General features: G+C 44.5%; 12 protein-coding genes. 11 read left to right on the forward strand and 1 reads right to left on the reverse strand.

The genetic code is table 11. From position 1 onward, the window contains the following. Positions 1-201: 201 nt before the first annotated feature. From pruA to LGO15_RS01750, 7 genes are all read left to right on the forward strand, one after another. Positions 202-1,749 (forward strand): L-glutamate gamma-semialdehyde dehydrogenase, encoded by a 1,548-nt coding sequence (pruA, locus tag LGO15_RS01720; protein ID WP_226086432.1) that lies wholly within the window; start codon positions 202-204, stop codon positions 1,747-1,749. Between the two features lie 114 nt (positions 1,750-1,863). Beyond that, positions 1,864-2,568 carry a CPBP family intramembrane glutamic endopeptidase gene (locus tag LGO15_RS01725; RefSeq protein ID WP_226086433.1) on the forward strand — a complete coding sequence of 235 codons (705 nt, stop codon included), beginning with the start codon at positions 1,864-1,866 and terminating at the stop codon, positions 2,566-2,568. A gap of 282 nt (positions 2,569-2,850) precedes the next feature. Next, the gene (gene aceB, locus LGO15_RS01730; protein ID WP_226086434.1) at positions 2,851-4,446 is read left to right on the forward strand and encodes a malate synthase A; all 1,596 of its coding nucleotides are present in this window, start codon (positions 2,851-2,853) and stop codon (positions 4,444-4,446) included. A 46-nt stretch (positions 4,447-4,492) separates the two neighbouring features. Next, the gene (gene aceA / locus LGO15_RS01735; protein ID WP_167832413.1) at positions 4,493-5,773 is read left to right on the forward strand and encodes an isocitrate lyase; all 1,281 of its coding nucleotides are present in this window, start codon (positions 4,493-4,495) and stop codon (positions 5,771-5,773) included. Between the two features lie 455 nt (positions 5,774-6,228). Beyond that, complete coding sequence (locus LGO15_RS01740; RefSeq protein ID WP_226086435.1) at positions 6,229-6,675, forward strand: YueI family protein; 447 nt, start codon at positions 6,229-6,231, stop codon at positions 6,673-6,675. Positions 6,676-6,837: 162 nt separating this feature from the next. After that, on the forward strand, positions 6,838-8,106 hold the full coding sequence (locus tag LGO15_RS01745; RefSeq protein WP_226086436.1) for an MFS transporter: 1,269 nt from the start codon (positions 6,838-6,840) through the stop codon (positions 8,104-8,106). Continuing rightward, positions 8,087-8,698: a TetR/AcrR family transcriptional regulator gene (locus LGO15_RS01750; protein ID WP_226086437.1), complete on the forward strand. Its 612-nt coding sequence runs from the start codon at positions 8,087-8,089 to the stop codon at positions 8,696-8,698. The genes LGO15_RS01745 and LGO15_RS01750 overlap by 20 nt, the downstream gene beginning before the upstream one ends. A gap of 426 nt (positions 8,699-9,124) precedes the next feature. On the opposite strand, the gene LGO15_RS01755 is transcribed toward LGO15_RS01750, so the two are convergent. After that, positions 9,125-9,832, reverse strand: a complete 708-nt coding sequence (locus tag LGO15_RS01755) for a hypothetical protein (RefSeq protein WP_226086438.1) — start codon at positions 9,830-9,832, stop codon at positions 9,125-9,127. 195 nt (positions 9,833-10,027) lie between these two features. Here LGO15_RS01755 and gatC point away from each other — a divergent pair, with 195 nt between their 5' ends. From gatC to LGO15_RS01775, 4 genes are all read left to right on the forward strand, one after another. Beyond that, on the forward strand, positions 10,028-10,318 hold the full coding sequence (gene gatC / locus LGO15_RS01760; protein ID WP_226086439.1) for an Asp-tRNA(Asn)/Glu-tRNA(Gln) amidotransferase subunit GatC: 291 nt from the start codon (positions 10,028-10,030) through the stop codon (positions 10,316-10,318). An 11-nt stretch (positions 10,319-10,329) separates the two neighbouring features. After that, the gene (gene gatA, locus LGO15_RS01765; protein ID WP_226086440.1) at positions 10,330-11,787 is read left to right on the forward strand and encodes an Asp-tRNA(Asn)/Glu-tRNA(Gln) amidotransferase subunit GatA; all 1,458 of its coding nucleotides are present in this window, start codon (positions 10,330-10,332) and stop codon (positions 11,785-11,787) included. A 13-nt stretch (positions 11,788-11,800) separates the two neighbouring features. Next, entirely contained in the window at positions 11,801-13,228 is a 1,428-nt protein-coding gene (gene gatB, locus LGO15_RS01770; protein ID WP_226087792.1) for an Asp-tRNA(Asn)/Glu-tRNA(Gln) amidotransferase subunit GatB, read from the forward strand. A 410-nt stretch (positions 13,229-13,638) separates the two neighbouring features. Next, positions 13,639-14,109: a hypothetical protein gene (locus LGO15_RS01775; protein WP_226086441.1), complete on the forward strand. Its 471-nt coding sequence runs from the start codon at positions 13,639-13,641 to the stop codon at positions 14,107-14,109. The last annotated feature ends 163 nt before the right edge of the window (positions 14,110-14,272 follow it).

Here is a 14,272-nt window from a genome sequence, read left to right on the forward strand (position 1 = left end):
TAAAATATCGACCACTTTCACCATTTTATCGACCAACTCTGTAACAAGCCCAAAAGTCGGCTGAATTACAATATTGCCATAATAAATAATGTGAAAATTTGCAATCCAAGACTTGCTAGTACGTTGTCATTGAACACTATAAGACTCTCATGATAGAATGGGAAAGGAATGAAAACGTTTTAATACATAGGAGGGGATAGAATGGTTCAGCCATACAAACACGAGCCTTTCACGAATTTTAAAGATGAGGAACACCGTGAAGGATACCTTACAGGATTGAAGACTGTAGAAGGCTATCTTGGCCAGGATTACGACTTGGTGATCGGCGGAGAGAGAATCTCGACTGAAGACAAGATTGTATCTTACAACCCATCCAATAAAGAAGAGGTTATTGGACGCGTCTCAAAAGCAAATCGCGATTTAGCTGAAAAAGCAATGCAGGCTGCTGTTGAAGCGTTCAAGACTTGGAGAAAAGTAAAACCTGAGACACGTGCAGATGTATTATTCAAGGCTGCTGCAATCATTCGCCGCCGCAAGCATGAATTCTCAGCGCTTTTAACAAAAGAAGCAGGTAAGCCATGGAACGAGGCAGATGCTGATACAGCTGAAGCGATCGATTTCCTTGAGTACTATGCTCGCCAAATGCTAAAAATCAAAGACGGAATGCCAGTTAACAGCCGTCCAAATGAATATAACCGTTATGATTACATTCCTCTTGGAGTAGGAATCGTCATTTCACCATGGAACTTCCCATTAGCGATCATGGCTGGTACTACTGTAGCAGCAATCGTTGCTGGTAACACAGTTCTATTGAAGCCAGCTTCTACAACTCCAGTAGTTGCGGCTAAGTTCGTTGAAGTTATGGAAGAAGCAGGCCTTCCTGCAGGCGTCCTTAACTTTGTACCAGGAAGCGGCGCAGAAGTGGGCGACTACCTTGTTGACCACAAAGACACTCGTTTCGTAAGCTTCACAGGTTCACGTGATGTGGGTCTGCGTATTTACGAGCGCGCTTCTAAATTGAGCGAAGGCCAAATCTGGCTTAAGCGCGTCATCGCTGAAATGGGCGGAAAAGACACAATGGTTGTCGATAAAGACGCTGATCTTGAATTGGCTGCTCAAGCGATCACTGCTTCTGCTTTTGGCTTCTCAGGACAAAAATGTTCTGCATGTTCACGTGCAGTTATCGTAGAAGATGTATACGACCAGGTTCTTAACCGCGTCGTTGAATTGACAAATGAGCTTAAGCTTGACGATCCAACAGACCAAAGCACATTCATGGGTCCTGTAAATGACCAGGGTGCATTTGACAAGATCATGAGCTACATCGAAATCGGCAAGGAAGAGGGCCGTTTGATGACTGGTGGCGAAGGAGACAGCTCTAAAGGCTACTTCATCAAGCCAACAGTATTCGCTGACCTTGATCCAAAAGCCCGTATCATGCAGGAAGAAATCTTCGGACCGGTTGTCGCTTTCGCAAAAGCGAAGGATTTCGACCATGCTCTTGAAATCGCAAACAACACTGAATACGGCCTGACTGGAGCTGTTATCACTCGTAACCGTGAAAACATCCAGAAGGCACGTGAAGATTTCCATGTCGGAAACCTTTACTTCAACCGCGGCTGCACAGGCGCAATCGTAGGTTACCAGCCATTCGGCGGCTTCAACATGTCAGGAACAGATTCAAAAGCTGGCGGACCAGACTATCTGCTTCTTCACATGCAAGCGAAGACTACTTCTGAAATGTACTAATATAGAAATGGAATCCCCTTCTCGTTTTGAGAGGGGATTTTTTCAATTTAAGGGAATGTGATGATATGTCCTTTGATATAATTAGGTAAAATTATCCTAATTGGAGTTGGTGCTTTGCTTGGAATAGTAGTGCAGCTCATAATATCGTGGATTTTGCTTCGTGTTTTTTACAGGGAAAGCCTTGGTGCATTAGGAATCACACCATCAAAATCAAGGATGTCCCAACTAGCTATTGGGTTCATTTTCACCGCAATTCTTTGTACAGTAATACAACTGGTGGATTCTGCCCTGACAAATACGGACTGGACACTGAATGAAAATTTATCTGTCCTTGGCACAATAAACTTCTTCTGGTGGAATGTGAAGTCAGTTGTCTTTGAGGAATTGATTTTTAGAGGAGCACTTCTCTACATCGCTATCCGAAAATGGGGAGCAAAGACAGGGATCATTTTATCCGCAGTGGTCTTTGGAATCTATCACTGGTTTTCATTTGGAGTATTAGGAAATATTGTTTTGATGCTTGTTGTGTTCCTGATGACGTCAATCTCTGGTTTAGTTTGGGCATATGCCTTTGATAAAACGAAATCGATGATGCTCCCAATTGGTCTCCACTTAGGATGGAACTTTGTTTTTAACTCCGTTTTCTCAAAAGGCCCTTTCGGGAATCAAATCCTGATCCCTCAAACAGACAAGGCAAATCAGCTTACAGATGTACTCTCCTTCTTCGTACAATTTCTCCTTCCTAATTTAGTTGTGCCTGCTCTCACATTTATCTTTATAAAATTCATATTGAAAAAGAATGCCAATGAACCCCTGTGATCAGGGGTTTCTTTGTGTTGTCTGCCTTTCTAAATCATCAATTGCACGGTGAATATTAGGAATTGCTCCATTCCTGCTTATAATTGCATCGATAAGGAGAGGAATCGCACGCTTTTCTTTCATAATTTCACCAAGTACCTTTTTATGGAATAGCAGGCTAAAGCACTAATTTAAAAATTTTTCAGAAAAATTTAACAAAATAGTTGCAATCTAAATACTCTGTTATATAATACATATTAGAGATATTGATACTGTACTATAACAAAGGGGTGAAGACAGTAAATGTCGACACAAACTACAGGAATTGAAATCGTAGGCAGCATGAAAAAAGGATATGAAGAAATTTTGACACCAGAGGCTCTTGATTTTGTTGAGAGACTTGAAAGGCATTTTGGTGAGCGCCGGGTAGAGTTGCTGGAAGCACGTGAAAAGCGCCAGGCAGAAATCAATGCAGGCAAGCTACCGGACTTTTTGCCGGAGACGAAGCACATCCGTGAAAGTGACTGGACAATCGCGCCACTGCCAAAAGATCTGCAGGATCGCAGAGTCGAGATCACTGGTCCGACTGACAGGAAGATGGTCATCAATGCGCTCAATTCAGGAGCGAAGATTTTCATGGCGGACTGCGAGGATTCAACTTCGCCGACTTGGGAAGCGATTGTTGAAGGACAGATCAATCTAAGGGACGCCGTCAACAGGACGATCTCTTTTGAAAATCCAAATGGCAAAAAGTATCAATTGAATGAAAAAACAGCTGTTTTAATGGTTCGCCCGAGAGGCTGGCACCTAGAAGAAAAACATGTATTGCTCGATGGCAACCCGATTTCCGGCGGATTATTCGATTTCGCGATGTACTTTTTCCACAATGCGAAAAAGCTGATAGAGCAGGGCACAGGCCCATACTTCTACCTTCCTAAGATGGAGAGCCACCTTGAAGCTCGCCTATGGAACGATGTGTTCGTATATGCACAGAATCATCTTGGCATTCCACAGGGAACGATTAAAGCAACTGTTTTGATTGAAACGATCCTGGCTTCCTTCGAAATGAATGAAATTCTATATGAGTTGAAAGAGCATTCCGCTGGATTGAACTGCGGGCGATGGGATTATATTTTCAGCTATCTGAAAAAACTGCGTTCACAGGATGATGTGATTTTACCGGATCGCTCCCAGGTTACGATGACGGTTCCATTCATGAGATCCTACTCGTTGCTGACGATCCAGACTTGCCACCGTCGCATGGCACCGGCAATGGGTGGAATGGCGGCGCAAATCCCGATCAAAAATGACGAGAAAGCAAATGCTGAAGCATTCGCAAAGGTACGTGCGGATAAGGAACGTGAAGCCCGAGACGGCCATGATGGCACTTGGGTTGCACATCCAGGTCTGGTTCCAGTAGCCCTAGAAGCCTTCAATAAGGAAATGCCGGAACCAAACCAGATAGAATCTGGCAAGCAAAAGGATGTTGAGGTTAAAGCAGCTGATTTGCTTGCTGTACCAGAGGGGACTATAACAGAAGCCGGCGTCCGGATGAACATCAATGTCGGCATCCAGTATGTAGCTTCCTGGCTGAATGGCCGCGGCGCAGCTCCAATCCATAACCTGATGGAGGATGCCGCAACAGCCGAGATTTCCCGTGCGCAGCTATGGCAATGGATTCGCCATCCAAAAGGAGTCCTGGACGATGGCCGCAAAGTGACGGTTGAAATGTACCATGAACTGAAGGAAGAGGAGCTTGAAAAAATCAAGCTGGAAGTCGGCGAAGCGGCATTTGAAAATGGGAAATTCGAGCAGGCAGCAGAAATGTTTGATGAATTGATTCTAAATGATGAGTTCGTTGAATTTTTAACATTGCCTGGCTATCAGGCTTTAGCTTAATAGATTGATAGATTCATATAAAAACAAACATTAGGAGGAACAATAAATGACTCAAGATCGTGTAAAGCAATTGCAGGAAAGCTGGGAAATGGATAGCAGATGGGCTGGGGTGGAAAGAACATATAGTGCAGAGGATGTCATCAAGCTTCGCGGTTCAATCGATATTGAGCATACACTGGCACGCCGCGGTGCAGAAAAGCTGTGGAAGCTGGTACATGAGGAAGATTTCGTTAACGCTCTTGGTGCTTTGACTGGCAACCAGGCTGTCCAGCAGGTAAAAGCTGGCCTTAAGGCAATCTACTTGAGTGGCTGGCAGGTTGCAGCGGACGCTAACCTTTCCGGAAATATGTATCCTGACCAGAGTTTGTATCCGGCGAACAGCGTTCCCGCTGTTGTTAAGCGCATCAACCAGGCGTTGCAGCGTGCTGACCAGATCACTCATGGCGAAGGAGACAATTCCATCGACTGGTTCGCACCAATCGTGGCGGATGCAGAAGCAGGCTTTGGCGGACAGCTGAATGTATTCGAATTGATGAAGGGTATGATCGAAGCTGGCGCAGCAGGCGTTCACTTTGAGGACCAGCTATCTTCTGAAAAGAAATGCGGACACCTTGGCGGAAAGGTATTGCTTCCTACACAGACAGCAGTCCGTAACTTGATTGCTGCCCGACTTGCGGCAGACGTCATGGGAACGCCAACCCTGATTGTGGCGCGTACTGATGCGAATGCAGCAGATTTGATCACAAGCGATGTCGATCCATATGATGCTCCGTTCATCACAGGTGACAGGACTCCTGAAGGATTCTTCCGTGTGAAGGCTGGCCTTGACCAGGCAATCGCACGCGGCTTGGCTTATGCTCCATATGCTGACCTTGTTTGGTGTGAAACTTCTGAGCCTGATCTGGATGAAGCCCGTCGTTTTGCTGAAGCGATCCACGAGAAGTATCCTGGCAAGCTGCTTGCTTACAACTGCTCGCCTTCATTCAACTGGAAAAAGAAGCTGGATGACGAGACGATCGCGAAATTCCAAGTCGAGCTTGGCAAAATGGGCTACAAGTTCCAGTTCGTTACACTTGCTGGCTTCCACGCATTGAACCACAGCATGTTCGAACTGGCTCGCGGCTACAAAGAGCGCGGCATGGCTGCCTACTCCGAACTGCAGCAAGCTGAGTTCGATAGCGAGCAGTATGGCTACACAGCTACAAGACACCAGCGCGAAGTCGGAACAGGCTACTTCGATGATGTATCAATGGTCATTTCCGGAGGGACTTCCTCAACGACTGCGTTAAAAGGCTCTACCGAAGAAGCACAGTTCACTACTTCCTGATCACGGGTTTTCTCTTCGCCTGGGCCCTCCAACTCAGGCGAAGATTTACCATATTAGTTTTTGATTTTTTAACCTTGCATTCTCCTATTTGTGTCCTTCTCTTCGAACTGAAGAGAAGGTTTTTTTTGCTCAAAATAGGATAACCTTAAACTAGCACAGACATTTGGGCGGAAACATACATAGTATTATATTGATCATTACGGACAGAAAATGAAGGGAATGAAGGATTTTTGTCCATCATCAAGGCAATGACGGACAGATAAAGAATAGAATGAAGGATTTTTGTCCGTCATCCAGGCTGTGATGGACAAAAATTAAATCGAACTCATGATTATTGTCCGTCTTTGCAGCAGCAGTGAGCAGAGTTTTAGCTCAAGGTGATTCGTAAGGGTTAATATTAGTGTGATGAATGAAGAACACAAATTGAGTGATGTATTAAGTTAGGGGTGACTAGGTTGAGCGATAGCAAACTGGATGAGTATCTGCAGCAGGGAATCCATGGTGCAAAACAGACGAAGCCTGATGAGAGACGGCGTTTCCTTACGACACTGAGGGAGCGGGTGGTCATTGCGCTCACGCAGGGCGAGGTGATGAGGAAGGGTGTTGAACCTGAAGTCGAGCAGCTTATGGATGAAAATCGTGAAGCCCACCTCTTTTTAAATGGCCATATATCATATCGATATTTATCGGAATACATCAAAGCGGCTGAAAAGCGGGGCATTGAGTTCACGATCGTGACAAACAAGGATTATGACTCAGAGCTCGGACTTGTTTTGGCCCATAACCATGCGATTGATAAAGAGGAGATTTATCTTGGTAAAAAGAAACCGGTGATCCAGACGGCTCAAGCCAACAAGAAAAAGGGTTTCTTATCTGGGTTTAGGAAGTTATTTGGAAAATAGAGACGGGAGGCAGCCTTTAAGGTTGCCTCTTTTTTTGCCTCCATTTCAATTACTTTAAAAAAATAGCCCGAATTTTATAAAGGTGGTTGAAAAACGACATTAATGTCGTTATAATAAAATCAAGAAAAACGACACTACCGTCGTTTTAAAAATGGAGGGATTATGATGAATGGTCTTTCAAAAAACAAAGCGTTTATTACATTGATGCTAGCACAGTTAATATCAAGTGTTGGTGACTGGTTGAGTGTCATTGCGATCATAACGATGGTTGGATTGAAGTGGGAGGCATCTCCAATGGAGGTGTCGATGATTATCCTTTGTTTGGCGGTGCCAATGGCGCTGCTTGGACCTTTTACCGGAACGATTGCTGACAGGTTTAATAGAAAAGCATTAATGATTGTTTCAGACTTAGTGAGAGCAGGCCTTATTCTGATTCTAGCTTTTGCCAACTCACTCTGGACTGTTTATATTTGCTTGTTCATGATCGGAATGCTTTCAGCTATATTTGTCCCGGCAAAGAACGGCAAGCTTAAAGAGATTATAAATCAGGAAAACATGAAAAGCGCCATGTCGATTACTTCCATGATTGATTCAGGAACGAAGGTGCTGGGGCCATTGCTGAGCGGACTCCTGGTTTCGGCTTTTGGCACACAGCTGGTGTTTTTTATCGACTCCGGTACATTTGTCATTTCGGCGCTTCTGCTGCTCACTTTACCAAAGGCAGCGGCATCAATCAGGAGTGAGTCAGATGGATCCAAGGGAGCTTCGTTTAAAGAAGATTTTATAGAAGGAATCAGCTTTATCAAGGGAAATCGTTTCTTGATAGTGGGAATTACGGTCTTAGGGGTGAGCCTGCTGATTTTACAGCTTTCTGACTCCCAAATCATCGTCTTACTCAGGGAACTGTCGAATGTTTCACCTGACCTGTTTGGCTATATTGTTACGGCATCGGGGGTCGGGATGTTTTTTGCAGGATTGCTGTTGGCTAAAAAAACAGACTATAATGCTCTGATTCTATTGTTCATTGGGGTTTGTGGGATTGGGGTCTCTTTTAGTTTGATGGCTGTATTGACTCGATTGGATTTAGACCTGCCAACTTTATGGGGTCCTGCTCTGGGATTGGTTGCTGGATTTTCTGCCGGCTTGGTGTTCATCCCCTTTCAGGCTGCTGTCCAAACCGATACTCCGGTACACATGACAGGCAGGGTTTTTGGTGTATTAAATAGTGTAACGACCACTGCAACAATCATCGGTCCATTGGTTGGAGGATTGCTTGCTACTATGCTGGGAGTAGTTCCAACATTTGTGATAACAGGGCTCTTATTGGTTGCAGTCTCGGTGGTTGGTCTGATTTTTAAAAGTAAAATAGAACGGGGGAGAGTCAATGTCTCCGAAGGTCAGTCAGGAGCACATGGAACAGCGTCGAGCTGAAATTCTGAAAGCGGCAGAGAAAGTTTTCATTGAATATGGTTATGAGCGGGCCACGATGAAGCACATCATGGACGCTGCGAATGTCAGCAGAGGCGGGCTGTATCAATATTTTTCAAATAAAGAGGCAGTGTTCGAAACGATTCTTGAAGAAGGCTTATCGCTGGAATTGGATGAGACATTGGAGATGTTAAAGGAAAATGCGACATCTTATTGGGATATGCTCATGAAAACCATCTTTGGCGAGGGCGGGGAGCCTGATGATGAAATGGATCCTTTAGCCCCGGCAAAACTTGAGTATTTTATCATCGGAAGAAATGATGAGCACAGGAGAGCATACGGAAAAACACGATACAATAATGGCTTGAGTATTTATGCCAATATTATCAATGACGGGCAAAGAAATGGTGAATTCAGCACGAGGTTTGACAATGAAATCGTTGCGCGTTCGATCATTGCGTTCATTGACGGCCTAGCGGTGGAGGACGCGATGTTATCGAGAGAAGATTTGAAAATCAAAGAGCAATCCATCTTGTTTGTACAGTATTTAAAAATGGCCTTGGGAATCAGTGAGCATTCGAGTCATGGAAAATAACACATTAGAGAATTTCCTCGAGTTTTCAATATCATAGGCATGCCTGCAATGGGGCAGGGGATGGAGCAGAATTCCATCCCCTATTCTAGTTGTTTGTCCAATAATCGTAAAAATTTTTCCCGGGCATCTAAATCGCGAATCATTTTGTTAACGCGGAAGGAGCTTTGCAGATACCCCCTGACATAGCGGTTCACAAAAAATAAACGGCGGTACTTTTCATTTGTATATATGTCTTTGAACCATTCATGCTCATTCAGTCTTGCGATATTCTGATCCACTTTTTGCGTGTTTATGGAACCGCTTTGTCCTGCACTCGCAAATAGATCGCTGATTAAATCGAAAATAAAATGTAGGATGGAACATCACGCCTCCACTTTAGGTACTTATTAAAATTATACTCGCTGAGTCTTTATGAAACTAGAAGTATCAAATTAATATGAACAATAATGTTGAAGCTGCAACTCCTAAAATGAACGGAAGAAGCTTGCTCTTGCGTTCTTTTGGCAGTTCTTCTTTAATGGTGTTCAATAAAATTCCTCCTGCAAGCCAGCTGAACCACAGGGCGAAAATGAAGGTAGAGAGTGTGATGAAGAAGCCAAGCAGCCATCCCCCGACTACAGAAACTGCGAGGATCAACGAACCCCATGGGTCATAGCGCTTTTTGTGGTCAAGCCGAAGTCCGACATCGTTAATCATAAGATGCAAGGTGAAAACTGCTGTGAATATGACCACTGCTTTAGGTTCCTGCTTCAAACCTTTAATCAGGTAATAGCCAATGAAAGAATTATAGAGGACAAATGCTCCAATATGATAAATAAAGACAGAACGATGGGGGCTGTTCTGTTCAGATGCTTTTACAAAATGATTTATGGAATAAAAAACGATGAAGCCAACGGTCGCGACCAAGTATAAGCTATAATCTTCATAATGCTTGGGAATGTGTATTAGCTTATTGAATTCCTCCTGCACCTTCTGGAATTCAGGCAGAAGATGCACGATCACATAGGCAATGGATGCGCCACCGGCGAAGCTGAGAATTGGCTTACGCGGCTGCTCCATCAACTTGGAGTAGTATTTTACCGATAGATGAACTCCTGCTAACAGGATGACCAGGAAAAAAGTTAAGATAGCCAAGTTCTTTAAACCTCCTTTGGCTATACCTTCCCGCTGTTTATGAACAACAAACAAATATCATGTTTTATAATTCTGCGATCTTCCTCTGCTTCTGTTAAAATAGTACAAACAGCAAGGCTTGTATTGCTTTAACGTGGAAAACTTTGCTATGATCAGTATTATTATTGTCTGACGATTTACAATGGAGGTGCTTTTATGTCAAGGATTTCTGAGGAACAGGTGAAGCATGTTGCACACCTGGCGAGATTGGCGATTACGGAAAAGGAAGCAAAAATGCTGACGGACCAGCTGGATAAAATCATTACATATGCTGAGCAGTTGAATGAGCTGAATACGGATAATGTTGAGCCCACTGCACATGTGCTTGAAATAAAGAATGTCATGCGGGAAGACCGTGCAAAAGAGGGCCTTCCGCGTGAAGAGGTTTTAAAGAATGCGCCTGAGCACCAGGATGGACAGATCAAAGTGCCAGGAATTATAGAGTAGGAGGACCGGCGATGAGTTTATTTGAACACAAGATATCGGAGCTTCATGAGCTTATACATAAAAGAGATCTAAGCGTTTCCGACCTGGTCGATGAATCGTTTAAGCGGATTGGCGAGGTCGAAGGCAAAGTCCAGGCATTTTTAACATTGGATGAAGAAAACGCAAGGGCAGCGGCGAAGGCATTGGATGATAAGGCTATCCAAAATGTGCCAACAAGTAAGTTATACGGACTGCCGATTGGCATCAAGGACAATATCGTCACAAAGGGCCTGCGCACGACGGCAGCGAGCAAGATTCTCGAAAACTTTGATCCTATTTACGATGCGACGGTCACACAGAAGCTGAAGCAAGCGGAAACAGTGACGATCGGCAAGCTGAACATGGACGAATTCGCGATGGGATCCTCAAACGAAAACTCCGGTTTTAAAAAGACTCTTAACCCATGGAATCTTGACCGGGTGCCAGGTGGTTCTTCTGGCGGTTCGGCTGCTTCAGTTGCTGCAGGTGAAGTGTTGTTCTCTTTGGGCTCTGATACAGGCGGGTCGATTCGCCAGCCGGCTTCTTTCTGCGGTGTGGTAGGCATGAAGCCAACTTACGGACTGGTTTCCCGCTTTGGATTGATCGCATTTGCGTCTTCTTTGGACCAAATCGGCCCAATCACTCGCAATGTAGAAGACAATGCATTTTTGTTAAAAGCAATCGCGGGACACGATGAAATGGATTCAACTTCCGCAAAAGTGGACATCCCTGACTATATCGCTTCATTGACTGGCGATATCAAGGGCTTAAGAATCGCTGTGCCTAAGGAGTATCTTGGCGAAGGTGTCAACGAAGAAGTGCGCAAGTCAGTAAGGGATGCGCTTATTATCCTTGAGCGTCTCGGAGCGACTTGGGAAGAGGTTTCCCTGCCACACTCGAAGTATGCCCTGGCGACTTATTACTTGCTGTCATCTTCCGAAGCATCTGCCAACCTGGCGCGCTTTGACGGCGTCCGCTATGGCTACCGTTCACCGAATGCTGAGAATCTGCTCGAAATGTACAAGATGACACGCGAGGAAGGCTTCGGTGAGGAAGTTAAGCGCCGGATCATGCTTGGTACGTTCGCGCTGAGCTCTGGTTATTATGATGCTTATTATAAAAAAGCACAGAAGGTCCGCACGCTGATCAAGCAGGACTTTGAGAAAGTGTTCGAGCAATATGATGTCATTATTGGTCCTACTGCACCTACGCCGGCATTCAAACTTGGCGAGAACACAAGAGACCCGATGACAATGTATGCGAATGATATTCTGACGATCCCGGTCAACCTTGCAGGTGTGCCGGCGATTTCGGTCCCTTGCGGCTTTGACAAAGGTCTGCCGCTTGGCCTGCAAATTATCGGACGTCATTTCGATGAAAGCACTGTATATAAAGTTGCCCATGCATTCGAGCAGGCAACAGATTTCCATAAACAAAAACCTGAGCTGTAAAGGGGTGAAAATGATGAAGTTTGAAACGGTAATTGGCCTTGAGGTCCATGTTGAATTAAAAACAGAATCAAAAATCTTTTCGGCGAGTCCGAACCATTTTGGTGCTGAGCCGAATACAAATACAAGCGTAATTGACCTTGGATACCCTGGAGTACTGCCGGTCGTGAATAAAAAAGCGGTTGAGTACGCTATGAAAGCCGCTATGGCTTTGAACTGCGAAGTCGCGGAGCATACGAAATTCGACCGCAAGAACTATTTTTACCCGGACAACCCGAAGGCGTACCAGATTTCCCAGTTCGACAAACCGATTGGGGAGCATGGCTGGATTGAGATCGAAGTTAATGGCTATAAAAAGAAAATTGGCATCACCCGTATCCATATGGAAGAGGATGCCGGCAAGCTGACACATGGCAACGGCTATTCCCTTGTTGATTACAACCGTCAGGGAACGCCGCTTGTTGAGATCGTATCGGAGCCCGATATACGCACTCCGGATGAGGCATATGCTTATCTTGAGAAGTTAAAGTCGATCATTCAATATACGGGCGTATCGGATTGTAAAATGGAAGAGGGGTCTCTTCGCTGTGATGCAAACATCTCGATCAGGCCGGTCGGGCAAAAGGAATTCGGCACGAAGACGGAGCTTAAGAACTTGAACTCCTTCAACTTTGTCCGCAGAGGTCTTGAGTACGAGGAAAAGCGTCAGGAAGAGGAAATCCTCGCTGGCCGTGAGATCCAGCAGGAAACGCGCCGCTTTGATGAAGCGACGAATACCACTCTGCTAATGCGTGTTAAAGAAGGATCTGACGATTATCGTTATTTCCCTGAACCGGATCTCCCGGATCTTTACATCGATGAAGAGTGGAAGGCAAGAGTCCGTGCTGAAATCCCTGAACTGCCAGATCAGCGGAAAAAGCAATATGTCGAGGAGATGGGACTGCCAGCTTATGATGCAGAAGTTTTAACCGTATCGAAAGAGATGGCTGACTTCTTCGAGTCTGCCGTTAAAGCAGGAGCCGATCCAAAGCAGGCGTCCAACTGGCTGATGGGTGAATTCTCAGCCTACTTGAAAGCAGAATCAAAAGAGCTGCATGAAACAGCACTGACTCCTGAAGGGCTTGCCGGCTTGATCAAGCTGATCGAGAATGGAACGATTTCCTCCAAAATCGCCAAGCAGGTATTCAAGGAATTGGTCGAAAACGGCGGCGACCCGGAAAAAATCGTTAAAGAGAAGGGACTTGTCCAAATCTCCGACGAAGGCGAGCTGCTCAAGATCATCACTGAAATCATCGATGCAAACCCGCAATCAGTCGAAGACTTCAAAGGTGGCAAGGACAAAGCAAAAGGCTTCCTTGTCGGCCAAATCATGAAAGCAACAAAAGGCCAGGCGAACCCGCCGCTAGTAAACAAATTGCTAGTCGAAGAATTGAATAAGAGATAATAGCGAAAGCTGGCGATTAGTTCGCCAGCTTTTTTGTCGATATTTCCCGGGAAAGGGGGAAAGTCGGGTTAAAAATAGTTCTTTAAATACATATTCTTACAAACGTGCTGGTGCTATTATTAGCTTGAGAACACAAAAGGGGGCTGGCCTCTATTTTACTTAGAGATATTGATTTGGATTTACCTTATATAAAAAAAGACGAAGATATCAAAAGGGTAATGGCCAGGCATTCTCTTACTGAGACCGAAGCGTTACGCTTTGATTATGAAGAAGGTTGGAAGAGAAAAAGAATGCTGTTTCGAGACCAGGTTAGGTGCATAGCCGGTTTGTACACTTTTTTACTAGGTCGCTTTCCAAATGACAGGTCAAAGAAAATTATGATCAATTGTGTGGAATTTCCAGGAGATGGAGTGCAGACCACCACAGATGGTTTCACTGAGGTTTCGGTAAAGTTGGACGTAGATTCATATTTTTCTCTATCCGATTTTTATAAAAAAACACTTATTCTAAATAAAATCGATGAGGGAATCGTTAAAGTTGCGAATGAGTATTCATGGGAACATGATGTCTTCAATCGGATCACAGCTGAAATAAAAGAGCGAAACTATGTAAATGAGTATACTTGGGCACAAAGATCCTCACCTGACAGAAAGTATATGGCAGAGATGTTTTGTACGCATGACATAGACTATTTTAGTGCAACGCTGAACATCAGGGACAAGAAATCAGGTGAATTGATCAAAAGCAAAAAAGTCCTCCAGGAGAGGCCGCATGAACTGGTTTTTACTCAATATCTAGGTGATTTAAGATGGATTTCTGATAGAACAGTGGCCATGACTAATCGGGGAAGGAAAACGAAGTGGCTCGTTGAAAACATATAAAGGTTGTGTAGAAATGGTCAAATTTTTGAAGGAAGGTAATGTAAGAATACGGATTGTTGCCGACGTCGAAGTATCAGAAAAAAATTATACTCATCGATTGAAGGAATACACCCATGTATTGAAAACCCAACGGAAAAAGCCATCTTGAAAAAGGTGAAAGAAA

Source organism: Mesobacillus sp. S13 (assembly GCF_020422885.1).
Taxonomy (GTDB): domain Bacteria; phylum Bacillota; class Bacilli; order Bacillales; family Cytobacillaceae; genus Mesobacillus; species Mesobacillus selenatarsenatis_A.